This is a genomic window from Anoxybacillus ayderensis (genome assembly GCF_013761015.1).
Lineage (GTDB): Bacteria > Bacillota > Bacilli > Bacillales > Anoxybacillaceae > Anoxybacillus > Anoxybacillus ayderensis.
Genome location: NZ_JACDUV010000002.1, coordinates 264396 through 288842, shown reverse-complemented (window position 1 = coordinate 288842; position 24447 = coordinate 264396). Strand labels below are relative to the sequence as shown.

23 protein-coding genes are annotated in these 24447 nt (G+C 45.4%); 8 read left to right on the top strand and 15 right to left on the bottom strand.

Annotated features, from left to right (window positions below; all coding sequences use genetic code 11):
• Position 1 precedes the first annotated feature (1 nt).
• From mtnA to HNR63_RS03785, 4 genes are read left to right on the top strand one after another with little or no spacing between them, the layout of a single operon-like run.
• Complete coding sequence (gene mtnA, locus HNR63_RS03800; protein ID WP_181519826.1) at positions 2 to 1036, top strand: S-methyl-5-thioribose-1-phosphate isomerase; 1035 nt, start codon at positions 2 to 4, stop codon at positions 1034 to 1036.
• Entirely contained in the window at positions 1033 to 2145 is a 1113-nt protein-coding gene (locus HNR63_RS03795; protein WP_181519825.1) for a sugar ABC transporter substrate-binding protein, read from the top strand. The genes mtnA and HNR63_RS03795 overlap by 4 nt, the downstream gene beginning before the upstream one ends.
• Complete coding sequence (locus HNR63_RS03790; RefSeq protein WP_181519824.1) at positions 2142 to 3635, top strand: sugar ABC transporter ATP-binding protein; 1494 nt, start codon at positions 2142 to 2144, stop codon at positions 3633 to 3635. The genes HNR63_RS03795 and HNR63_RS03790 overlap by 4 nt, the downstream gene beginning before the upstream one ends.
• Positions 3632 to 4591, top strand: a complete 960-nt coding sequence (locus HNR63_RS03785; RefSeq protein WP_181519823.1) for an ABC transporter permease — start codon at positions 3632 to 3634, stop codon at positions 4589 to 4591. Before HNR63_RS03790 ends, HNR63_RS03785 begins: the two co-directional genes overlap by 4 nt.
• 6 nt (positions 4592 to 4597) lie before the next feature.
• Here HNR63_RS03785 and HNR63_RS03780 read toward each other — a convergent pair whose 3' ends face one another.
• From HNR63_RS03780 to HNR63_RS03755, 6 genes are all read right to left on the bottom strand, one after another.
• On the bottom strand, positions 4598 to 6334 hold the full coding sequence (locus tag HNR63_RS03780) for a methyl-accepting chemotaxis protein (protein WP_181519822.1): 1737 nt from the start codon (positions 6332 to 6334) through the stop codon (positions 4598 to 4600).
• Between the two features lie 35 nt (positions 6335 to 6369).
• Positions 6370 to 8556 carry a PAS domain-containing sensor histidine kinase gene (locus tag HNR63_RS03775; protein ID WP_181519916.1) on the bottom strand — a complete coding sequence of 729 codons (2187 nt, stop codon included), beginning with the start codon at positions 8554 to 8556 and terminating at the stop codon, positions 6370 to 6372.
• A gap of 142 nt (positions 8557 to 8698) precedes the next feature.
• Positions 8699 to 9364 carry a LutC/YkgG family protein gene (locus tag HNR63_RS03770; protein ID WP_181519821.1) on the bottom strand — a complete coding sequence of 222 codons (666 nt, stop codon included), beginning with the start codon at positions 9362 to 9364 and terminating at the stop codon, positions 8699 to 8701.
• On the bottom strand, positions 9364 to 10782 hold the full coding sequence (locus HNR63_RS03765) for a LutB/LldF family L-lactate oxidation iron-sulfur protein (RefSeq protein WP_181519820.1): 1419 nt from the start codon (positions 10780 to 10782) through the stop codon (positions 9364 to 9366). Before HNR63_RS03765 ends, HNR63_RS03770 begins: the two co-directional genes overlap by 1 nt.
• A 13-nt stretch (positions 10783 to 10795) precedes the next feature.
• Positions 10796 to 11512 carry a (Fe-S)-binding protein gene (locus HNR63_RS03760; protein WP_181519819.1) on the bottom strand — a complete coding sequence of 239 codons (717 nt, stop codon included), beginning with the start codon at positions 11510 to 11512 and terminating at the stop codon, positions 10796 to 10798.
• A gap of 106 nt (positions 11513 to 11618) precedes the next feature.
• Positions 11619 to 12365 (bottom strand): FadR/GntR family transcriptional regulator, encoded by a 747-nt coding sequence (locus HNR63_RS03755; protein WP_181519818.1) that lies wholly within the window; start codon positions 12363 to 12365, stop codon positions 11619 to 11621.
• 172 nt (positions 12366 to 12537) lie between these two features.
• On the opposite strand from HNR63_RS03755, the gene HNR63_RS03750 reads away from it, so the two are divergent.
• Together HNR63_RS03750 and HNR63_RS03745 are read left to right on the top strand one after the other, a co-directional pair.
• Positions 12538 to 14319, top strand: coding sequence for an L-lactate permease (locus HNR63_RS03750; RefSeq protein WP_181519817.1), 1782 nt, complete (start codon positions 12538 to 12540; stop codon positions 14317 to 14319).
• A gap of 97 nt (positions 14320 to 14416) precedes the next feature.
• A complete protein-coding gene (locus HNR63_RS03745; RefSeq protein ID WP_181519816.1) occupies positions 14417 to 16144 on the top strand; it encodes a DUF4080 domain-containing protein in 1728 nt (575 codons plus the stop codon).
• A 14-nt stretch (positions 16145 to 16158) separates the two neighbouring features.
• Here the strand turns inward: HNR63_RS03745 and HNR63_RS03740 are convergent, their stop codons facing one another.
• From HNR63_RS03740 to HNR63_RS03730, 3 genes are read right to left on the bottom strand one after another with little or no spacing between them, the layout of a single operon-like run.
• Positions 16159 to 16299, bottom strand: a complete 141-nt coding sequence (locus HNR63_RS03740) for a hypothetical protein (protein WP_181519815.1) — start codon at positions 16297 to 16299, stop codon at positions 16159 to 16161.
• Complete coding sequence (locus HNR63_RS03735) at positions 16296 to 16451, bottom strand: hypothetical protein (RefSeq protein ID WP_006321568.1); 156 nt, start codon at positions 16449 to 16451, stop codon at positions 16296 to 16298. Before HNR63_RS03735 ends, HNR63_RS03740 begins: the two co-directional genes overlap by 4 nt.
• The gene (locus tag HNR63_RS03730) at positions 16448 to 16594 is read right to left on the bottom strand and encodes a hypothetical protein (RefSeq protein WP_021094290.1); all 147 of its coding nucleotides are present in this window, start codon (positions 16592 to 16594) and stop codon (positions 16448 to 16450) included. The genes HNR63_RS03735 and HNR63_RS03730 overlap by 4 nt, the downstream gene beginning before the upstream one ends.
• Before the next feature lie 84 nt (positions 16595 to 16678).
• Here HNR63_RS03730 and HNR63_RS03725 point away from each other — a divergent pair, with 84 nt between their 5' ends.
• Positions 16679 to 17014 carry a DUF3905 domain-containing protein gene (locus HNR63_RS03725; protein WP_181519814.1) on the top strand — a complete coding sequence of 112 codons (336 nt, stop codon included), beginning with the start codon at positions 16679 to 16681 and terminating at the stop codon, positions 17012 to 17014.
• Positions 17015 to 17072: 58 nt separating this feature from the next.
• Positions 17073 to 17210 carry a hypothetical protein gene (locus tag HNR63_RS03720; protein WP_163151045.1) on the top strand — a complete coding sequence of 46 codons (138 nt, stop codon included), beginning with the start codon at positions 17073 to 17075 and terminating at the stop codon, positions 17208 to 17210.
• On the opposite strand, the gene HNR63_RS03715 is transcribed toward HNR63_RS03720, so the two are convergent.
• The 6 genes from HNR63_RS03715 to HNR63_RS03690 form a co-directional block, all read right to left on the bottom strand.
• Positions 17190 to 18005, bottom strand: coding sequence for a carbohydrate ABC transporter permease (locus HNR63_RS03715; RefSeq protein ID WP_181519813.1), 816 nt, complete (start codon positions 18003 to 18005; stop codon positions 17190 to 17192). The two genes, HNR63_RS03720 and HNR63_RS03715, sit on opposite strands and share 21 nt — an antisense overlap.
• 13 nt (positions 18006 to 18018) lie before the next feature.
• Positions 18019 to 18909: a carbohydrate ABC transporter permease gene (locus HNR63_RS03710; protein ID WP_085788474.1), complete on the bottom strand. Its 891-nt coding sequence runs from the start codon at positions 18907 to 18909 to the stop codon at positions 18019 to 18021.
• Positions 18910 to 19011: 102 nt separating this feature from the next.
• Positions 19012 to 20277, bottom strand: a complete 1266-nt coding sequence (locus HNR63_RS03705) for an ABC transporter substrate-binding protein (RefSeq protein ID WP_035063014.1) — start codon at positions 20275 to 20277, stop codon at positions 19012 to 19014.
• Positions 20278 to 20330: 53 nt separating this feature from the next.
• Positions 20331 to 21020 (bottom strand): beta-phosphoglucomutase, encoded by a 690-nt coding sequence (gene pgmB, locus HNR63_RS03700; RefSeq protein WP_181519812.1) that lies wholly within the window; start codon positions 21018 to 21020, stop codon positions 20331 to 20333.
• The gene (locus tag HNR63_RS03695; protein WP_181519811.1) at positions 21017 to 23359 is read right to left on the bottom strand and encodes a glycoside hydrolase family 65 protein; all 2343 of its coding nucleotides are present in this window, start codon (positions 23357 to 23359) and stop codon (positions 21017 to 21019) included. The genes pgmB and HNR63_RS03695 overlap by 4 nt, the downstream gene beginning before the upstream one ends.
• Positions 23360 to 23429: 70 nt before the next feature.
• Positions 23430 to 24446, bottom strand: coding sequence for a LacI family DNA-binding transcriptional regulator (locus HNR63_RS03690; protein WP_181519915.1), 1017 nt, complete (start codon positions 24444 to 24446; stop codon positions 23430 to 23432).
• Position 24447 lies beyond the last annotated feature (1 nt).

Genomic DNA, 24447 nt, shown 5'->3' with positions numbered 1-24447 from the left:
AATGAAATCTGTACAATGGCACGATACACATATCACAATTTTAAACCAACAAGCGTTGCCTCATAAGACGGAATATTTGGAATTAAAAAACATAAAAGACGTATGGGATGCGATCGTGACGTTAAAAGTGCGCGGGGCGCCGGCAATCGGCACGACTGCCGCCTACGGCTTAGCGCTTGCGGCAAAATCGTATGAGACAGACGACTTAGCGCAATTTCATGCCGAGTTAAAGCGCGACCGCGACTATTTAGCTAGCTCGCGTCCGACCGCTGTCAACTTATTTTGGGCGCTTGATCGGCTTATGAAAAGCGTCGCGCAAGCAAAATCCGTCAACGAAGCGAAAACGACGCTCATTCATGAAGCGATTTGCATTCAAGTAGAAGATGAAGACGTATGCCGCCGCATCGGCGAACATGCCCTTTCCCTTTTTCAAGACGGCGATCGCATCATGACGATTTGCAATGCCGGGGCGATTGCGACGGCGCGCTACGGAACGGCGCTTGCTCCGTTTCATTTAGCGAAAGAAAAAGGAATGACGCTTCATGCGTATGCGTGTGAAACGCGACCTGTCTTGCAAGGGGCACGGCTCACCGCTTGGGAGCTTTCACAAGCCGGCGTCGATGTGACGCTTATTACCGACAACATGGCCGCGCAAACGATGAAAGCAAAACGCATTTCCGCTGTCATCGTCGGCGCGGATCGCATCGCCGCAAACGGCGACACAGCAAACAAAATCGGCACGTTCGGTCTAGCCATTTTAGCAAAAGCGTTCAACATCCCATTTTACGTCGCCGCCCCGCTCTCAACGATCGACTTACAGACGAAAACAGGCGACGACATTCCGATTGAAGAACGCGCTAAAGAAGAAGTGACGCATATCGGCGGCGTGCGTATCGCACCGAATGTGAACGTCTACAACCCTGCCTTTGACGTCACACCGCATGAACTCATTACCGGCATTATTACCGAAAAAGGCATCATTTTTGGCGATTACGCAACAAAACTGCCGACATTATTTGAGGAGGTATTCGCATGAGAAATGTATGGCTTGCCTTCGTGCTTCTTTTGGCGCTATTAGCCGGATGCACGAACGAACAAGATGCCGTTTCTAAACCGGCACAACAACCGAAAGAAGAAACGAAACAAACGAATGAAACAACAGGAGCGGACATTCCAGCCGCACTAAACAAACCGATTAAAATTGCCGCTATTATGCAAATGTCGATCGGCACCTTTTCATCGCAATATATCGCAGGTGTGAAAGAACAAGTCGCAAAATTTGGCGGCGACGTGCAAATTTATAACGCGGATAACGATTTAACGAAAATGGCATCGTACGTCGAAACGGCGATTAACCAAAACGTCGATGCGATTTTATTAGACCATGGACGGGCGGATGCGCTAAAAGCCCCTGTGGAAAAAGCGCTAGCAAAAGGCATTCACGTCGTCGCGTTTGATAATGATTTAAACATTCCGAGTGTCACTGTCATTGACCAAGACGATTACAGCTTAGCATGGAAAACGTTAAAAACGTTAGCGGAAGATTTAAACGGTGAAGGCGAAATCGTCACGATTTGGGTCGGCGGCTTTACGCCGATGGAACGGCGCCACGTCATTTACGAAGCGTTTCAAAAACGATATCCGAACATAAAAGAAGTCGCAAAATTCGGTACAGCGAGCGCAAACACCGCTTTAGATACACAAACGCAAATGGAAGCAATTTTGAAAAAATATCCGAACAAAGGCGATATTGATGCGGTGTTTGCGACGTGGGACGAGTTCGCCAAAGGAGCAACGCGCGCCATTCAACAAGCAGGTCGAACAGAAATTAAAGTGTACGGCATCGACTTAAGCGATGAAGATTTACAAATGATTCAACAACCGAATAGCCCATGGGTCGCAACGACAGCAACCGATCCAGCGGAAGTCGGACGCGTGCAAGTGCGCTTTGCGTATCAAAAAATTGCAGGGGAAAAAACGCCAAACATTTATTCACTTGAACCGCATTTAGTGAAACGTTCCGACTTACCAGATCAACAAGTGTCGATGGGCGAACTGCACAACTACATTTCAGGCTGGGGACAATCAAACGTCGCTGTCTCTCCATGGATGAAAACGCTCGAACAACAGGTGAAAAAACAATGAGCGGGCTTTCTATGAAACAAATCGTCCATTCGTTTGGCGATGTCACCGTATTAAACGGCGTGAACTTCCATGTCCAACCGGGCGAAGTTCACGCCCTTTTAGGTATGAACGGCGCAGGAAAAAGCACGTTAATGAACATTTTAGCTGGTCACCTGCAAGCAACGAGCGGAGCGATTGACATCGACGGACGGTCGTATACGTTTTCTTCCCCGCGAGATGCGAAGCGAGCGGGCATCGGACATGTCGTGCAAGAAGTGGATGCGGCGTTATTCCCTGCCCTATCCGTATATGAAAATGTGCTCGCTGAACAAATTGTTGAACAACCGAACATGTTGTTTTCAAAAACGAACAAGCGGGCGTTTGTGTTACAACTTCTTGAGCGCGTCGGTTTGGCGCATGTGTCGCCTGATGCGTCCGTCCAAACGTGCTCGCTCCATGAAAAACAGCTTATTTTACTCGCTCGCGTCCTTTCTTCTTCCGCTCGCTACATTATTTTAGACGAGCCGACCGCCTCGTTAAGCGAAGAAGAAACGAAACGGCTATTTGCGATGATTGAACAATTAAAAGCACAAGGCGTGTCGTTTATTTACATTTCGCATAAATTGCACGAAGTAAAACGCATTTGCGACCGGATGACGATTTTGCGCGACGGCACAGTTGTATATGAAGGTGATGTATCGCTTCCGACGGAACAAATCGTGCGCCATATGGTCGGGCGGCAACCGGAGACGCGCAACACTTTTGCGCGGGAAAAAAGTGAAGAAACGATATTTGAAGTGAAACAACTATACATTCCAAAAACGAAAACGACGGTAGACCTTGCTGTACGACGCGGGGAAATTGTCGGCATTGCCGGCATCGTCGGCGCAGGAAAAACAGAATTAGCAGAAAGCATCATCGCCCATGTGAACACGACAGGGGAACGCATCGTGCGCGGGAAAAAACAAACGTGGACATCGCCAAAAGATGCGATCGAAGCAGGCGTTTGTCTCATTCCAGAAGAGCGCCGAAAACAAGGATTATTTATGAACGAAACGGTAGAAAAAAATTTGACGGTGCGCCTATTGTCGAACATTTCGAAATGGCAATGGATTCATAAACGACGCGAGCGCACGATCGCGACATCGCTCATTTCATCGTTACATATTCGTCCATCCTCGCCGGCCGCCTTGGCAAAAAACTTAAGCGGCGGCAATCAACAAAAAGTCGTCATCGGCAAATGGCTGCAAACGAACAGCGACGTATTTCTTTTTGACGAGCCGACAAAAGGCATTGACGTGCACGCGAAAGAAGAAGTATTTTCGATCATTCGCTCGCTTGCTGAAGAAGGAAAAGCGATCATTTATTTCACGAACGAGTTTCAAGAGCTGCTTCGCATTGCACATACGATTTACGTCATGGTCGACGGTCGTTTCATCAAAAAAATAGACGCCCAAGAAGCGACATACGAACAGCTCGTCCATGATACAACAGGAGGTGACATGAGATGAAGTTTTTATACAAATACGGAACGATCATCGCCATCGTTGTCGTCATTAGTTTTTTCAGCATCACGCTCGATTCGTTTTTTACGTATGCAAACTTTAGCGACATTTTACGTTCGATTTCGATCGTCACGCTCGTTGCGATCGGCATTACGTTTTCATTAATTGTCGATGGATTTGATTTATCGGTCGGCTCAACGGTCAGTTTAGCGACAATCGCAAGCGCCTCCGCGCTCGTTTTACATCGCCAAGAGCTGTTCGTCGCGCTCATCGTTCCGCTTCTTCTCGGCGTGCTCGTTGGATTGCTGAACGCCTTTCTCATCATTCGCCTTCGCTTGCCCGATTTATTGGCGACGTTAGCGGTCATGTATATCATTAACGGCGTACAATTGACGTATACGAAAGGATTTTCGATTTACAACGACATGCCGCTCCCAGAAGGCGGAACGGCGCCGGGAAAATTTATTCCATCGTTTTTATTTATCGGACAAGGAGAGCTGTTTGGCATCCCATTTTCTGTGTTGCTTATGCTTTTTGTCATCGTTTGTGCTCATCTTTTTTTAACGTATACGAAATTCGGTCGCTTGTTTTATATGACGGGCGAAAATCGCGAAGCAGCAAGGCTCACCGGCATTCCCGTCGATCGTTACCGCACGGTTGCGTATATGATTAGCGGACTGTTCGCTGCTTTAGGCGGCATTGTTCTTGCTTCGCGCATCGGCACCGGACAAGTATCGGCAGGGGCATCGTTATTAATGGATGGCGTCGCTGCCGCCTTTATCGGCTTTTCCGTCTTTGGCGCAGGCAAACCGAACGTCATCGGCACGCTGCTTGGTTCAATTTTAATCGGGGTGTTGTTAAACGGGCTGACGATGATGAACGTGCCGTACTACGCCCAAGATATAATAAAAGGAACGATTTTAATTTTCGCACTTGCGTTGTCCCATATTGTAAAAAAGTAACCCACCTTACGCAAGGTGGGTTTCAAACGTCCGTTCTTTTTCTACTTTTTCCATTAGTTCATCAATAAGACGAATGACTTCGGTCGATGCTTGTTCGAGTTCTTGCAGTTGCGCTTCGGCACCTTTTATATCGCCTTTTGCGTACGCTTCCGCTGCTTTTTTCGCCGCGACGTGCACACGTTCATGAGGGGCATCGAGCTTTTCATACGCTGGTGTGCCTTTCAGTTGTTTTTTCGTTTGTTCATCAAAGTACCATTTTCCTAATCGGCATTGATGGTGAGAAGCGACATCTTCTGGACGAACGGTTTCGTAGCCGACAATCATATTGTAAATGCGCCATTTCCATAATAAGTGATCCGTTTTCGCTAAATGCAATAACGCTTTCGCAGATAGTTTAATATTGTTTTCGTTAACTAAATGTAAACGGAAACGGTCGATCGCTTTGCTTAACGCATGAACCGTCTTTCCTGTTTTTTCACCAAGCTCGCGAACGTATTCTGTTAATGAGGCAATCGATGCCATTCGGTTTGCGATTTCATCGACAGCCGCCGCTTGTTGTTCAGCAACCGCAGCATTCGTATTTGTACTATCTTGAATGTCGCCCATCGCTGATACGATTTCGTTTAATAAAGGCATCGCTTCTTGCGCTTGACGAACCGCTTGACGAATCGTCGATGACGTTGAATAAATGGCCGATGATACTTCCGATGAAATCGTCCGCAACTCTCCGACGTTTCGTTGCACTTCGCCGAGCGATTGTACCGTATGATCGGCAAGCTTCCGAATTTCTTCCGCAACGACGGAAAATCCTTTTCCGTATTCCCCTGCACGTGCCGCTTCAATCGAAGCGTTTAACGCGAGTAAATTCGTTTGATCCGCAATGCCGTTGACAAGCTGCATCACTTTTTCAATCGCGCTTAAATGTTGTTGTAAATGTTCAAAACGATCAACCATGTTCGTAAACTGTTCGGACGTTTCCATAATTTCTTCAAACGCTTCCGTCATCATTTGTTGCCCTTTTTCCGCCTGTTCAACGGATGTCGTCGTTTTTTCGGCGATGACGGTCGCCGCGTGCGCCACTTCCGAAACGGCGGTCGTCATTTCTTCCGTCGCCGCCGTCACCATTTGTACATCGCTATTTTGTTGATCGAGCGCTTGCAGTAAATCTTTAATAAACATAATTTCCGCATTTTGTTCCATCAACATTTCTGTTCCGCTTGCGATTTGTTCCATCATCGTTTCTGTGTACACTTCAACGAGAAGCTGTTGCTCAATATTAATCGCCCGCTGCAACGTTTCCATCAATGTTAAACAACGTTTCGGCGCAAGGGCGGTTTTTGATAACAACGTTGTTAAAATAAAGAAATTCAAATGATTAAAGGCAACGATCAATTTTCCGACATTCACTTTTTGTTTGCGCAACAAATGGAAAAAGCGAAGCGATTCATCGACGTACGCGCGGTTGCGTTCCATCGTAAAAAAGGCGTTCATATACGCTTCGATGCGCGCTTCAGTCACCGCATTTGCCGCTTCTGGCTGCACTTGTTTCAGCCCCTCATAAAAAAGACGAACCATCTCTTGTTTGTACGGTGAAATGAGTTCATCAATTTGTTTTAACTTTGCGAAATCTTCAGTCGTAAAATGGTTGTATGATAACGTGTCGATAAATCGTCCTTGAAACGAATAGTCTGTCCCTTTTTCAAGCAATTCGTTTAATGACGGACGAAGGCGCTTAAATAACATGCGATTCACCTCTTTAGCTGTCTTGACATATAAGTCTATTGTACTATATCTCTTTCATGCATGTCATTAGTAATTGGCAAGGTAATATAAAACGTCGTGCCAACGCCTACTTCGCTCTCGACATCAATGCGCCCGTCATGTTCTTCAATAATTTTATAGCTGACCATTAAGCCGAGCCCCGTTCCACGCTCTTTCGTCGTATAAAACGGCTCCCCTAATTTTTTTATTTTCTCTTTCGGAATGCCGCTTCCTTCATCGCGGATGGCGATGCGTATGCCTTCTTCGACACGTGAAACAGAAACGGTAATCGTGCCGCCGTTTGGCATCACTTCAATCGCATTTTTTAATATGTTAATAAACACTTGTTTTAATTGCTTCGGTTCGCAATAAATAAGCGGCACTTGTTCATACGTCGCTTCAATTTGAATGTTATGCATCGTCGCCTGCACGCTTAATAAATCGACCGTTTCTTGCATAATTTTCACCACGTCGCCTCGTTCATAATGAATGGCTTGCGGTTTCGCCAACACGAGAAATTCAGTAATAATTGACTCAATGCGCTTTAATTCTGACATAATGACGTGGAAGTACATATCATATTGTTCGCAATCATTGCCGATACTTCCTTGCAATAGTTGAATAAATCCTTTTAACGCTGTCATCGGGTTGCGAATTTCATGAGCGATGCCTGCTGCTAGTTGCCCGACGACGTTTAACGTATCAGACTTGCGCAACTGTTCTTCCATTTCTTTTTTCTCGGTCATGTCGCGCACCATCATTAACCCGACATGTTCAATAATGTTTGGCTTAAACGATAATTCCACAATTTTTTTCTTTCCTTCGCCATCGATGAGCGCAAACTCTTTTTCTTCTTCTTCATTTCTCAGCCACATGTGAAATTTATTTAAATCGTTGCTTGCAATAAACGTATGTAAGCTCTTTTTCATTAGCTGTTCTTTTTGAAGGGCAAAAATGCGGCAGGCGGCAGGATTCGCATCAAAAATGCGCTGTTTATCGTCAATGAGCACGATGCCGTCCATCGCATGATTAAATACGCTGCGAAACTTTTGTTCTTGTTCGCGCAACTGCTTTTCCATTTTTCTTCGTTCGCTGACGTTGCGAAAAATCGTTAAATGGTAGCCGTTAATGGCGCCTTTTTTCGATGTAAATTCAAGCTGTTTTGTTTCGCCATTTGGCATATGAAACGTCAGTTCATCGCGAATTTGCCCATCGCGGAAAAATTGGCGCAGCACGTCGCGCACTTTTTTATTTTTTCCATCGATAAACTGCAATAAGTTCGCATGGACGAGATCGTGAAGCGGTAGCTCAAACGTTCGGCTTGCGGCTGGATTGGCGCGCAAAATGTTTCCAAAATCATCGCAAATAATAATCGCTTCGTGCGCTTGTTCAAAAATGGCGCGAAATCGTTCTTCGCTTCGCTGTAAGTTCATTTCCATGTTTCGTTTTTCTGTCACGTTGCGCATAATCGCCATAAAAAAGCCGCTATGCACGTTCGCTGTCAACGTCAATTCAAACAACTTTTGCATGCCGTCGCCTAAAATAAATGGAAGCTCGCTTGATACCGTTCCGTTTCGTTTTAACGTAAGCAACAGTTGATCGAATAAATCGTGATATTCAATCGGAATAAATGTTTGCATCGAAAGCTTGAACAAATCTTCTTTTTTTACGTTGACGCTTGCACAAAAGGAAGGATTGGCGTCAATGAAGCGACCTTGTCCATCAAAAATAACGATGCCGTCGCCTGCGCGATTAAACAAATCTTTAAATAACGTTTCGTTAATCGTTCGTTCACGCTCAAGCGCTTTTTTCGAGGAAATGTCACGGATGATATATAAATCAAATTGTTGCTTTTGATGGCGGCGCATAAATAGTTGCACATGTTTCAATTCACCATCGGCTAAACGGACGACGAGTTCATCATCGTACGCCCCAAATTTGCGCAACATTTGCTTTTGAAATTGAAAAATATGTTCAGGTACAAGGTATAAATATTCTTGAAATTTTTTTCGCAACAGTTGTTCTTTTGGCGTACGAAATAAACGGCACGCCGCATCGTTGACGTCAACGAACGCCCCGTCATCTTTCACAATAATCATCGCATCTGTCACTTGTTGCAACATAAAATCATACCGACTCATTCGCTCATCGATCGCTTCTTTCTCTCGTTTTGAAAGCTGAACGAATACGGATTCCTCCATCATATCTTTCAAACTCAAACGCTTTCCCTCCCCACTACTCCCTCTTCATATCATGTATATTCGCTACATCTGTTTTCATTCCTTCTTAACATTCTGAAAATTTTACTAATCTGATCGGATTAAAAAAGAGCAGCTCATTCGCTGCTCATTGATCGGTAATCACGATATATGTCGCTTTCATCGGTCCGTGTACCCCAACGACTAAATTCATTTCAATGTCTGCGGAGTTGCTTGGACCTGTAATGAAATTGATGCATGACGGAACATGTTTTTGTTCGCGAATGAGGCGCGCCGCTTGCGTCATGCGCGGAACGATTGTACTTTTCGGAATGATCGCCACGTACGTTTTCGGTAAAAAGCTAATCGTCCGCCCTTGGTTGCGATCATTAAGCAACACGACCGTTCCGGATTCCGCTAACGTTATGTCGCTAAATGTGATACCGATGTTCGCTTTTTCCGCTGCTTCAATGTTTGCTCGTCCGAGCGATACGTCCCATACGTGCACATCTTCTCTTTTTAAAAACGAAGATAAACCGACTTGTTCATATCGCTCATCATTTGCGACAACGATCGGTCCGCCGCCATGGGCGTCAATGACTTGTTCGATCGTGTGACAGAGCCCATCTGTTGTCGTTTCCACGAGCGTCGTATGAATGCGGGTACATTGCTTTTTTAATTCATCAAGTAACTCGTCTTGACTATACCCTTGAAATACCGTCTGTTGCGGCGCATGTTTCCATTGCGGACGTTCAACAAATGCAGGCATATCACGTCCAAGACGAGAAGCGAGGCGTTGTAAAAAAGCTTCCATTACTCTTCCCCCCTTTGTTTGAACCAGTCGCGAAACCGTTCTTTTTCTGGCGCTGGAAATTCGCGAATATCCGTCCATGCTTTTAACGGCCCTGGGCCTTTCGAAATGCGGTCGTTTACTGTAAACGGATTGACGGCCGTCGGTGCAATTTTTGAACCGAGTTTATACAACATGGACGATGCCGCGCCAAGCCCGAACGCTTTCATCGCTAACTTTTCCGAAATCGGCGCCTTTCCTTCCCGTTCAACAATCGTTTGCCGATGTTTTAACAACAGTTCATGGAGCGGAATTTTGACCGGACATGCTTCTGTACAAGCTGCACATAACGTCGATGCATACGGCAACTCTTTATAGTCGTCATAGCCACCAAGAAGCGGCGACAAGACGGCCCCAATCGGTCCGGAATAAATCGAACCGTACGAATGACCGCCGATATGACGGTATACCGGACAAACGTTGACGCAAGCCGCACAACGAATACATTGCAACACCGGTTGAAATTCCGTTCCTAAAATATCGGAACGTCCGTTGTCGACAATGACGAGGTGAAATTCTTCTGGTCCGTCCACTTCCCCTTCATCGCGCGGACCTGTTAATACCGTAATGTAGCTCGTCAATTTTTGCCCGACGGCGCTTCGTGTCAGTAAGCTGACGAGCACTTCCATTTCTTCAAACGTCGGTACGATGCGCTCCATTCCCATGACCGTAATTTGTGTTTTCGGTAAAGCGGTCACTAAATCGGCGTTTCCTTCGTTCGTGACTAACGTGATCGAACCTGTTTCCGCAACGGCAAAGTTGCATCCGGTAATGCCGACATCTGCCGTCATATATTCGTTGCGAAGCATATGGCGCGCATGAAGCGCCAATTCTTCTGGCTTTTCTGTTTTTGTATACGCCAGCTTTTCTTTAAATACGTCGCGAATTTGTTCTTTATTTTTATGAAGCGCAGGCGCGACGATGTGCGATGGCGGATCGTGGTCATCGACTTGCAAAATGTATTCGCCAAGGTCTGTTTCAATGACTTCGCATCCGAGTTTTTCAAGGGCGGCGTTCATATGAATTTCTTCGGTCACCATCGATTTTGATTTCACAATTTTTTTCGCTTGTTTGCTTTCGACGACGCGGCAAATGTAGTCGTTCGCTTCTTCTGCCGTTTGCGCGAAAAACACATGCCCCCCGCGCTTTTTTACATTTTCACTTAATTGCATTAAATAATAATCTAAGTTTTCGAGCGTATGTTGACGAATTTCTTCCCCAAGCGCGCGCCATTGTTCCCAATTGCCGAGCTCCGCTGCTGCTTCCAATCGGCGCGTGCGCAGCCGCTCTTGCGCTCCTGCCACCGCTCCGCGCATGAACGTATTATGAATCCCTTTTTCCACTCTCTCGTGAAATTCTCCCATGTTAATTTTCATCGCCATATGAATCCCCCCTTTATCGGCTATTTAACACTTCGGCAATGTGCATGACGCGAATCGGCTTTCCCTTTCGCTTGATGCGCCCGCCGATGTTCATTAAACAGCCGCAATCGGCTCCGATTAAATAATCTGCTTCGACTCGTTCAATACATTCAATTTTTTCATCGACCATTTGTTCCGAAATCGGCCCCATTTTGACGGAAAACGTACCGCCAAATCCGCAACAATTGTGCGCGTTTGGAAGCGGCACGACTTCAAGGTCTTTCACATGTTGCAAAAGCGCAAGCGGCGCATCTTTCACGCCAAGTAAGCGCGTCATATGACATGACGTATGATACGTCGCTTTTCCTTTTAACCGCGCCCCGACATCTTCCACTTGTAGCACATCGACGATAAATTGCGTCAATTCATACGTTTTATCGGCCACGCGTTTCGCCCGCTCTTCCCATTCACCGTCGCCTTTGAAAATGTGCGGATATTCTTTAAACATCGTCGCACATGAACCAGATGGCGTGACGATATATTCGGCATGTTCAAACGTGCGAATCATATGTTTCATCGCTTCTTTCGCTTCTTTTACATAGCCGCTATTGTACGCCGGCTGTCCACAGCACGTTTGCGCTTCGGGAAAATGAATCGTACAGCCAAGCCGCTCTAGTAGCTCGACTGTCGCTTTTCCGACGTTGACGTGAAACAAATCGACTAAACATGTAACAAATAATGTAACGTTCATTCCCGATCCCCTCTCCAAGAAAACGTTTTCTTTTTTTCACTTTACATCTAATTGCCAAATTAGTCAACCGGTCATCTGATGAGTACGTTCGGAGGAAGCCCCTCCGTTATGAAGAAATATAGTCGGACAGCACTTTTTCGACATGACCTAAATGGTCTTTCATTCGCTCTTGGGCAAGTTCGGCGTTTTGTTCGCGAATCGCCTCAAAAATAGCAATATGATCTTCAAGCAGCTGTTCGGTCGTCGCTTGTTTGGCAAACAACCAAATGCGGCGCGTCTCGCGCATCGTCTCCATCATCATGCCTGAGACGTTGTTCATTAAACTCACTAATAGCGGATTTTTCGTTGCTGCGGCAATTGCCATATGAAATAAAAAGTCCGCTTTTTCGCCAAGCTCTTCGTCGCCAATCGCTTCGCGCATTTGCGTAAGGGCGCTTTGCATCGCGCGCAAATCTTCGTCTGTTCTTCGTTTCGCTGCAACGCCTGCGGCACCAACTTCAAGCAGCTTTCTTACTTCTAATAAATGAGCGACATCTTCTTTATTCATGAGCACCGCTGCAGAAATCGGAAACGATAACATCGCTGGATCAAACTCGCGCACGTATGTGCCTTCCCCTTGTTTCATTTCAATGAGCCCCATCGCCCGAAGCGCCGTCAGCGCTTCACGAATGGCCGCCCGTCCAACTTGGAAATTTTCTGCTAGCTGTTGAACGGAATCGAGTTTATCGCCGGGCTTTAACTGACCCGTTTGAATCATATGTAAAATCGCTTCCGCTACTTCTTCATATATTTTTTTCGGTTTAATTTGTTTGTACACGTTGTCCACCCCATTGTTTCTTGTTTGCTCCCCCATACAAATAGAATATCATATCATATTTTTCTACAAAATAACTGTGAAAAATTTTTAAATATTCATATTGAAAATTGGTTGCGCTTACATTATGATATACTCATCAGATGATTGTATGACCTTATGATAAGGGGATAAGGAATTACATCATCATATTGAACAAAGGGGGATGCATATGAGTATCGGTATGTTATCATTTATCGCACTATTGCCAATTTTAACAGTTTTCTTATTTCTCGTCGTGTTAAAATGGCCAGCGAGCCGCGCGATGCCTGTTGCGCTCGTCGTCACAGCCGCGATTGCGTTGTTCGTTTGGGGAACGAAAGTAAACGTCGTTGCTGCCGCAAGCGTCAACGGCATAAAAACAGCGATTGAAATTATGTTTATCGTATTTGGAGCGGTGTTGCTTTTAAATACGGTGAAAGAAAGCGGCGCGATCGAAACGATTCGCCAAGGGTTTATTCACATTTCACCTGACCGCCGCATTCAAGCGATCATTATCGCTTGGTTGTTCGGTTCATTTATTGAAGGCGCAGCAGGATTCGGTACACCAGCTGCGATCGCCGCACCTCTTCTCGTTGCGATCGGCTTTCCAGCGATGGCGGCTGTGTTAGTTGCGTTAATTATTCAAAGTACGCCTGTTTCTTTCGGAGCGATTGGAACACCAATCCTCGTCGGAGTAAACACCGGCCTTGCGAACCAAGAAGCGGTCATGAAAGCAATTGGCGATATGGAGTTTACAGATTACTTATTGCAAATTGCCGCAAACGTCGGCATTATTCATGCGATGGTCGGAACGTTTATTCCGCTTATTATGGTCGGAATGCTTACGCGCTTTTTCGGCAAAAACCGTTCGTTCCGTGAAGGATTGCGCGTCTGGAAGTTTGCGATGCTCGCCGGCTTTGCTTTCACCGTTCCATATGCGATCATCGCGAACGTGCTCGGTCCAGAGTTTCCGTCGTTGCTCGGTTCATTAATCGGTCTCGTCATCGTCGTACCAGCGGCAAAAGCAGGGTTATTTATGCCGAAAGATACGTTTGATTTCGAACATCGCAACAATTGGGAACAAGAATGGATCGGTCGTTTAAACAACGAACAAACGAACATCGGGCAAGGGAAAAAGCGCATTTCGCTTTTAAACGCATGGTTCCCATACGTATTAGTGGCGATTTTGCTCGTCATTACGCGCACAGTAACGGAAGTAAAAACGTTTTTAACAGGAGAAAGCGTCACGATTTTAATCGACAATTTGTTTAACTCCGGCATTGCGATTAAATCGACACCGCTTTATTTACCGGGGACGATTTTCTTAATCGTTTCGCTCGTCACATACGTTTTACATCAGATGGATGCAGCAAGCTACAAAAAAGCGTTTAGCGATTCGTTTAAAACGGCATTAAGCGCAGGGTCCGCGCTCATTTTCGCCGTGCCGATGATCAACATTTTTATTAACTCAAAAACAGAAGAACTGGCAAGCATGCCGCTCGTATTGGCGGAAGGGGTGTCGCACATCGCCGGTTCCGCATGGCCGATCGTTGCGCCGCTCATCGGTGCGCTCGGAGCGTTTATCGCTGGAAGTAACACGTTCAGCAACATGATGTTCTCGCTTTTCCAATTCGGTACAGCGGAAAGCATCGGTTTATCTGCTTCAGGTGCTGCGGTCGTCGTTGCGTTGCAAGCGGTTGGTGGAGCTGCTGGAAATATGATTTGCGTTCATAACGTCGTTGCGGCTTCCGCGACAGTCGGTCTTGTCGGTCAAGAAGGAAGCTTAATTCGCAAAGCGCTCATTCCGATGACATATTACATTTTAGCGGCCGGTATGCTCGGCATGGGCTTCATCGTCGGCGGCTTCAACATCTGGTTCATCTTATATGCCGTCGTCGTTGTCGCATTCATTTTCTTTATGGTATCGAACCGCGGCAAAACGAAACGGGCGGAAAATCAAATTTCAGCATAATACAAAGGGTGTCCTCACAAAAAGGGCACCCTTTTTCCTTCCCTTCGGATATGATATAATTGTTCGTTGCAACCTACATATAAAGGAGTCGTTTGCAGTGCACATTATCTGTACAACGTTAAATGCAAAATATATTCATACGAACTTGGCAATTCGATATTTAAAAGCGTACGCCCAGCCGGAGTTTCATGTGGAGCTTGTTGAATATACGATTAAAGACCCGGTGTTAAATATCGTCACCGATTTGTATCGTCGCAAACCGGATGTCGTCGGGTTCAGCTGTTACATTTGGAACATCGAACAGACGATTGAAGTCATTCAGCTGTTGAAAAAAGTGCATCCAACCGTCACGATCGTCGTCGGTGGGCCAGAGGTGTCATACGATGTTTCTTATTGGCTTGAGCGCGTGCCGGAGTTTGATTATATCGTCATTGGCGAAGGAGAAGAAACGTTTAAACAGCTGCTTACCGCACTAGAACGTGGCGAAGATGTGACAAACATTGCAGGGCTTGCGTTTCACCGAGACGGGAAAGCGATCATTAACCCGCAAAGAAATAAAATCAACTTAGCAAACGTACCGTCACCGTTTCGCTTTCCTGAAGATATTCCGCATTTGTCGAAGCGCGTGACGTATGTCGAAACGAGCCGCGGCTGTCCGTTTAGCTGCCAATTTTGTTTATCGTCGATTGAAGTTGGCGTTCGTTATTTTGACCGCGAAAAAATAAAGGAAGATTTGCGTTATTTAATGAAACACGGCGCAAAAGTCATCAAATTTGTCGACCGCACGTTTAACATTAGCCGCAGCTATGCGATGGACATGTTTCAATTTTTAATTGACGAACACGTGCCGGGCGTCGTGTTCCAATTTGAAATTACGGCTGACATTATGCGCCCAGAAGTCATTGAGTTTTTAAATAAAGAAGCTCCCCCAGGGCTGTTCCGCTTTGAAATTGGTGTGCAATCGACAAACGATGACGTCAACAAGCTCGTCATGCGTAAACAAAATTTTGAAAAGCTTACGCGCACCGTCACGATGGTGAAACAAGGCGGCAAAATTGCGCAACATCTTGATTTAATTGCCGGGCTTCCAGAAGAAGATTACACATCGTTTCGCAAAACGTTTAACGACGTGTTTGCGCTTCGCCCAGAAGAGTTGCAGCTCGGCTTTTTAAAAATGTTGCGCGGCACAGGGCTTCGCCACAAGGCAAACGAGTACGGCTACATCTTTATGGACCGCGCGCCGTATGAAATTTTGCGCAACAATGTGCTTTCGTTTGATGACATCATTCGGTTAAAACAAGTGGAAGATGTGCTCGAAAAATATTGGAACGATCATCGCATGGACGAAACGATTGAATATATCGTCACCCATTTGTTTGATACACCGTTTGACTTTTTCCAAGCGTTCGGCACGTATTGGGACGAACAAGGTTGGGCGCGCATCGGGCATCAACTTGAAGATTTATTCCGTCGCCTTTATTCGTTTTTACAAACGTTACAGACGAACGACTTGCCGATCGTAGAAGCGTTAATGAAATACGACTATTTGCGCAATCAAAAACAAAAACCGCGCAAACCGTGGTGGGATGAAAAAACGGACAAACATGTACGCGCGCGCGTATACGAAAAACTGTCCGAACAACCGCATCTTCTTTCGCTAAGCGAAAAAGAATTATTTAAACATACCGTCGTCGAAATGATTCCTTTCGACTTGCCGCATTATTTACAAACGAAACATATTCGCCGCTGCAACATGGCGCTGATCGTTTACTTTAACCAAACGACGATGAAAGCGGAGACGTATAGTTTGGAAATCGAAAAGTAGGAGAGAGATCCCTCCTACTTTTTCTTTTCCTTTTTCGCTTCTTCTAACAGCTCGATCACTTTATAGGCATTGATGTCGCCTTGTTCGTGTCCGAATTCTTCCTTTAATATGTCGCTTGGAATCGGAACTGTTTTGCCCGCTTGTTTGTTTTTCATTTTCCTTGCCGTCCTTTTTTTGAATTTCGGTTTGCGCCGCGGCTCATATCTTCTCCACCGGCATATTGCGCTTCAAATTCGTCTTTCGGCATGCTTTCCGTCGGCGTTTGGTTGTTCGTCTTCGCGGCATCATGTGTTACTTTTCGTTTCATGATCGTTCACCTCGTCTATATGTTTGTTCTTTTTTGTACGCAATGAGTATGATGTCTTCGCCCGTTTGTTCACGAAGCTTTCGCTCAAATTGTTGCACTTCGGCGATGTCTCGTTCATTTAAAGATGCAATTGGAAAGCGCATATTGATTCCCCCTCACAAGTAATGTCGCGCAAAGAAACATATTTTATACGTCGCTAAGCCACATTAATAATTGAGGTGATCACAATGGATAAAGAAATCGAATCGCCCATTTTCGATGAGACGCAACCGCATCAAATTCATGCGCCGTCGTTTAAAGGGACAAATATACGCATGCAGCCGCCATTTATAAACAAATATGGGGTCGTCATCGGCGACAGTAAATACAATTCGCCACACTCCCCGCTCAATGAATGGAGCGATGAAACCGATCCAAGCGTCATGGCCGGTGATGAATGGGTGCATCCGACGAACGACATCGGTTGGAATACACCTGAAAACCACGCCTTATTAGAAGAAAAACGAAGCGGACAAGCCCCGTTCACCCATCCAGATAAAGATGTCGGATACGGGGCGGATTGACACATTTGCCTCCTTCTCGTCATACATTGAATAAGCAATGCATGATGAGGTGTCATATATGAATCAAGAATGGATTCAACTAATGAAAGTAATCGGTATTGGGATTATTGTGACAGGATATATCATTTTATTTATAAGCGAATATAGTGAGTGGGAAGAAATGAAAAAAGGGGGATCATTTTCCCCCTGTAAATGAAATGCCTTTAATAAAGTAACGGTTGAAAAACGCATAAATGACTAAGACAGGCATTGTAAATACCATCGATGCCGCCATAATGTAGTTCCAATAGCTAATGTATTGTCCTTTAAAACTATTTAACCCAAGCGGCAACGTAAACAAGTTCGGATCGGATAAAATGATAAGCGGACGCATAAAGTCGTTCCACGAACCCATAAAAACGAAAATGGCTTGCGCGGCGAGCGCTGGGCGAGCGAGCGGCAACACGATGCGGAAAAATGTGCCGATGCGGCTTAACCCATCTAACGCCGCGGCTTCTTCTAACTCTTTCGGGAAGTTAATGAAAAATTGACGCATCATAAAAATGAATGTCGCGTTAATCATTGCTGGGACAATCATTCCTTGATACGAGTTCAGCCAACCGAGCTGTTTTAAAATTAAATAGTTCGGAATCATCGTTACTTGTGCTGGAATCATTAATACCGCAAGAATGATCATAAAAATCGTCTGTTTTCCTCGGAAATGAAGGCGAGCGAGCGCATAGCCTGCCATCGAGTTAAACATTAAGTTTAAGATCGTCACCGTCACCGCAATGATGACGCTATTCATAAACCAACGAGGAAATAGCTCTTGTTCGATAAAAATTTGTTTATAGTTATCAAGCGTAAAGTCTTTCGGAATAAAACTAATCGAACCGCTCACAATTTCTTCAAGCGTTTTAAACGATGACGAAAGCGCCCATAAAAACGGAATCATCGTCACGATCGCATATAAGGCGAGAATCGTATATAACAATGCTTTGCCTATTCTCATGATCTTCCCTCCTTTAGTAAAGAGACTCTTCTTTTGAAAATTTTCGCTGCAACCACGTCGCAAGTAAAATGACGATCGCTAACGCAAACGCAAGCGCAGCCGCATATCCCATCGTTCCGAGCGATTTAAACGCATATTGATAAATAAGAAGAACAACCGTTAACGTCGCATTGTTCGGTCCGCCTGAACCGCCGGAGAAAATGTACGATTGGTCAAACAATTGGAACGTACCGATTAACCCCATAATGACGACAAACGATGTGACAGGTCTTAAATACGGAACAGTGACGTACCAAAACTTATGCCAAGCGTTCGCCCCGTCTAGCTCCGCTGCTTCATATAACGAATCCGGAATGTCTTGCAATGCCGCTAAATAAATGACCATAAAAAACGGCGCTGTCGACCAAATGTTCATAATCATAATGGCGTTTAAGGCAACAGACGGATCGCCAAGCCAGTTGTATGTCGGCAAGCCGAAAAACTTAAGCACGTGGTTGACAAGACCATTTTGGTTGTACATCCACATAAAAATAAGCGTCAAAACAGCCGATGATGTTAACGTCGGCAAAAAGTAAACGATGCGGAAAAACTTTTCTCCCTTTAACCCCGCATTAAGCGTTGCCGCTAAAACGAGCGCCAACATCGTTTGCGTCGGCACGACGATCGCCACATATTTCGCCGTATTCCAAAGCGCAATTTTTGCCCGCGTATCGTCTAATATGCGCGTAAAGTTGTCGAAACCGACAAATTGAAAACTTGCTCCTCCTAATAACTGCACTTTATGAAACGATAAATAAATCGCAAATAAAATCGGACCGATGACGAATAAAAGAAGAACAAATAACGTCGGTGACAATAACGTGTAGGCCGTTCCTGCTTCTTTCCATCGCTTACGACTAAACATATTTTCATCTCCTTTTGTCTTGCTATTCACCTCTTTCAAGTGAAGATTGTGCAACACTTCACTTGAAAGAAGGGAACAGCGAGGGGGAATCCCCCTCAGCCGTTACTTCGCTTCAATTTCTTTATTCGCAATGTCTTGTGCTTTTTTGAGCGCTTCCGCAAGCGGTTGTTCACCTAAAAAGGCGCTCACAAACTGGTTGTTAAAGTTGTTCATAATAATCGGCAAGTTCGTACCGTTTTGCCATACGGTCGCATACGGTGCTCCTGCAACAAGCGCTGCGCGCAATTCATCTTTATCGTATCCGAGTTCAGATGCGACCGATTTACGTGTTGGCAACGCAAATCCTTTACTTGTCCAAATTTTCATTCCTTCTTTTCCTGTTAAAAACGAAATAAGTTTCCATGCCGCTTCTTTCTTTTGCGAATCTTTGTTCATGACGTACGCTACTGTATACGCCATCGTTCCTTTTTTGCCGTCAATCGTTGGCACTTCTGCTGTGCCGAACGGTGTATTTGGGAACGTTTCTTGTAGGAACGGAATCGCCCAGTTTCCTTCAATGACCATCGCTGCTTTTTGTTGACCGAACATTTCGCCGCCCCAGCCGGCGCCAACTTCATTTGGTTGCGCTGCTGATTTATCTTTTAAGCGCATATCGACGATTGGCTGTAACGCTTCAACGACTTTCGGATCGGCAAAGCTTGCTTTGTTGTCTGTCACGACTTTGCCGCCTTTTGATTCCGCGATGTAGTATAGGCGCGCTAATTCCGGTGCTACCCCGAAACCGTACACTTCTGTTCCCTTTGTTAATTTTTTCGCCGCTTCGCGCAATTCATCCCACGTTTTCGGTACGTCTAGCCCTGCTTCTTCAAACATTTTTTTGTTGTAGAAAAGCGCTAACGTCGAATAGTCTTTCGGGAAGCCGTATATTTTACCGTCTGGACCTTTAAACGCATCAAGAAGCGGTTTTTCAAAATCGTTGATGTCAAAATCGTCTGTGACGTAGTCATCAAGCGGCTCTAAAACACCTGTTTCAATCATCGCTGGCGCTTCAAACGCATCTAAATAAAATACGTCTGGACCTTCGCCGCCAATTAAGCGCGTTTTAATGACATCCATATATTGATCGGAAATGACTTCATGTTTCACTTTAATGTTCGGATATTTTTTCTCAAATTCATCTAACGTTTGCTTTAACAATTTTTGTTCCATCGGGTTGCCACCCCAACCTGCAAGCGTGACTTCTACTTGTTCTTCTTTCTTATCGCTTCCTTCATTTTTTGCTGTTTTTTCTTCGCTGCCACATCCCGCTAAAACGCTTCCAAAAAGCATTGTCGACATACTAAGCGCAAACCATTGTTTCTTTTTCATCATATAAGACCCCTTTCTTATTCATTTTATATTTGGAAGGGAGACGAGCTCCCTTATTCCCGATGAAATGCACGTACAATTACATCGTACGTTAACTCAGCTGTCGTTTGGACGATGTAGTCCGCTTCTTTTAACGCTTCCTCGTCACCGACGCCAATGGCGAACATGTTCGCCGCTTGAATGGCCGCCACACCTGCTTGTGCATCTTCCACCCCGACGCACGCGGACGGGTCTACTTGTAGCTGTTTAGCCGCAGTCAAGAAAATTTCTGGGTGCGGTTTGCTGTTTTTTACTTTCGCCGCATCGACGATCGTATCGAAATATTCGCCAATTTGTAGCCGTTCGATGACGGTAAACGCATTTTTACTTGCGGATGCTAAGCCGATTTTCACGTTTTCACGTTTTAGTTCACGCAATAAATCGAGTATGCCGGGAAGTAAATCGTCTGGCGTCATGCGCGCAATGAGCTGTTTATAATGTTCATTTTTTTTGTCGGCTAGCGCCTCTTTTTCCGCCATCGTATAGCGCTCCGCTTGGCCGCCGAGCGCTAAAATGCGCTCGAGCGACTCCATGCGGCTCACCCCTTTCAACTGCTCGTTAAACGCGCGATCAAACGTGATACCTAATTCCTCCGCAAGCTGTTTCCATGCGATAAAATGATACTCTGCCGTATCGGTAATGACACCGTCTAAGTCGAAAATAACTGCCTTTAGTTCCTTGTTCATCATGTCAAATCCTTTCATGCAAGTGGAATCGTCACTTCGTCTTTTACTTCGTATGTCGTGCCGAACACATCAAACGTCACGGCATCGCAAACGTTCGTCACTTTTTTCACGACGAGCGACTCGTGCGTGACCGTTACTTCTAACCGATCACCGCGCCAATATATTGGAAACGATAGTTTTCTCCATTGTTTTGGAAGTTTCGGATGAATGCGTAACTTTCCGTCAAGCATGCGCACGCCGCCGAATCCGCATACGACCGATTGCCATACGCCGCCGATGGAGGCGGTATGCATGCCGTGATCCGATGATTTCATATTCGGACCTAAGTCGATGCGGGATGCTTGTTCAAACAATTGATACGCTAGCTCGCGATCGTCCATATCGCTCGCTAAAATGCAATGTGTCGATAAACTGAGCGATGAATCGTGAAGCGTTTTTGGCTCATAATAGTTCCAGTTCGCTCGTTTCACTTCTTGTGAAAACTTATTTTCTAGCAAGTAAAACAACACCATAATGTCCGCTTGTTTCGATACTTGAATGTTGTTCACTTGTTCAAGGTTGTAATCTTCAAAAATCGTGCCAACGCGCGTTTGCTTTTTATATTTCGTTAAGTCGATAATTTGTTTCGTTAAATACGTATCATCTTGCGGAATGACGAGATCTTCTTCGCGCGGCTGTGGCAAGTAAATGAGATCGACTTTTTCTTTCCATTTTTTATATGCTTCATGCACGCCAATTTTTTCGTGTAACGCGTCAAGCAATGCCGGATCGCTTTCTTTTAATCTTTCATAATAGCGAATCGCTGTTTCAATGTTCCAATGCGCCATATAGTTCGTAAAGGCGTTGTTGTTGACGTGCTCTTTATATTCATCTGGACCGATGACGTCGTTAATGTGATATTGTTTCTTTTCTTCGTTCCATTCTAATCGGCTCGCCCAAAACGTCGCGGTATCAAACAACATTTCATAGCCACAACGTTTCATAAAATCTTCGTCGCCTGTCACTTTGTAATATTGCCATACCGCAAACGCGATATCGCTCGTAATATGTTGCTCGATAAAGCCAGACCAAATTTTCGTCGCTTTTCCTGTCACAATATCAACCGCGCCCCATACCGGTGTCACTTCATCGCCTGTAAACGCTGACTCCCACGGATACATCGCTCCTTCATAGCCGTTCGCTTTCGCTTTTCGGCGCGCCCCTTCAATCGTGTTGTAACGATATTCAAGCAAGCTGCGGGCAATATGTGGGAACGTGTATGTGAAAAACGGCAAAATGAAAATTTCCGTATCCCAAAACGAATGGCCTTTATATCCTTCGCCTGTTAACCCTTTTGCCGCAACCCCAAAGCGCGCGTCATGCGCTGGCGTCATAATGATTAAGTGGTAATGCGCAAAGCGAATCGCAAGCTGGTCAAATTCGTTTTCGCTTTCGATCGTAATGTTCATTTGCTCCCAACGTTTTTTCCATTCCGAAACGTTTTCGGAAAAGAGCGCATCGTACCCTTTTTTCGCTTCTTCTTTTAAGTCGTTGAGCGCCTCTTGTCGCATCACATCAAGGCTGTATGCGTCATGGTCGTACGCTTTGTCGCGGCTTGTGTACACGTTGGCGAGCTTTTCAAACGTGAACGCCTCTCCCTTTTTGACATGAAACGATACTTGAATAAACACTTTGCGGCGGTCGATCGCCATGCGCGGCTCTGTTTCGACTTCTTTTCCGTCAATCATATATCGATGGACCGCATTGACGACAAAATCAATTTTCGATTCCGTCGTCGTTTGAATAAGTTGCAAGTATTTTTTATCAAAAATGCGCTTTTCTCCTTCGTGGAAATGTTGCGCTCCGCTATTTGTCATTTGCCCGTTAATGCCGGATGTAATGTGAACGTCCGCGTCGCAATTGAGCGGTCTTATTTCCATCTTCATACCGATGAGATGTAAGTTTTTTAGCGACACAAAGCGGCGAAACGTAAGCTCAAACTGCTCGCCGCGCGTATTTTCCCAAATGATGTGGCGCACTAATTCCGCATCTTTCACATTTAAGTCGCGGCGATAATGAATAATTTTCCCTTTTTCTAACGAAAACTTTTCGCCATTTAACCAAATGTCTAACTCAACGACATCTGGTGCATTCGGCAGTTCTGTCACTTCATATTCATCAAACTGGTTAAACGTACCGGCAACAAACAAATTGCGCACTTGCCCGACGTACGATTCTTCCGTCGCTGAACGAAGCCCCATATACCCGTTGCCAAGCGCCATAATCGCTTCGCATTTTCCGAGCGCATGCGGGTTGAATGCGACTTCTGATACGATCCAGTTTTTATACTCGCCTGTTCCTAAGTTGTATTGCAGCATCGTAAACTCCCTTTCCTCGTGTAAATGTCATTTTTCCAAAACGTTTCGGATTTTCGGCATGAAAAAAGGATTACCCTTTTTTCACTTCCGCCGTCGACTCGCGCACGACAAGTTGCGTCCGCAACGTCACAACTTTCGCTTCGTTTCCTTCCAACATATCAATAAGCATGCTTGCCGCTTCATAACCCATTTGAAATTTATTTTGCGCCACCGTCGTTAATGCGGGAGATACGTATGACGCAAGCAAAATGTCATCATATCCAACGACCGATACATCGTCAGGCACGCGCAAATGAAGCTGTTTGAGCGCTTTCATGACACCGAGCGCCATTAAGTCGCTTGCGCAAAAGATGGCAGTAATATTCGGCTCGTTTGTAAACAACTCGTATGCCCTCGCTTCCGCCATCTCTTCCGAAAAATCGCCGTTAACGATCCACTCTTTTCGAATCGGCACATTGGCTTCTTCCATCGCCTCATAAAATCCTTGCAGCCGTTGCTTGCTGACGAAAGCGTAATCGTGCCCGTTCATCATCGCAATGTTGCGATGCCCAAGCTCAAGCAAATGTTGCACCGCTTTTTTCGCTCCATATACGTTATCGGTCGTTACATATCCGACGCGGTCGGACTGAATCGGAATGTCGATTAATACGCACGGAATGTCGCTTTCGACAACTTCCGTTAAGTACGGATCATCCGTTTTAATTCCTTGCAAAATGACGCCGTCCACGCGCCGTTCGCGACATAGTTGCGAATACGTTTTTTCCCTTTGTTTCGTCGAATTTGTATTAAACAAAATGACGTCATAATCTGTTTTGGCGATGTAATCGTTGACGCCTGTCATCACTTCAAACGTAAAGTTATCCTTTACCGCTGAGCGCGTCATGCCTGAAACGAGCAGCCCAATCGTTTTCGATTTGTTCATGACAAGGCTTCGCGCAAGCGTATTCGGGCTGTAATTGAGCTGCTTGGCGATGTCGATAATTTTTTTGCGCGTCTTTTCACTGACGTCGGAATAGCCGTTTAACGCGCGCGAAACAGTCGTCACCGACACACCAGCCGCTTTCGCAATATCTTTAATCGTTGTCACT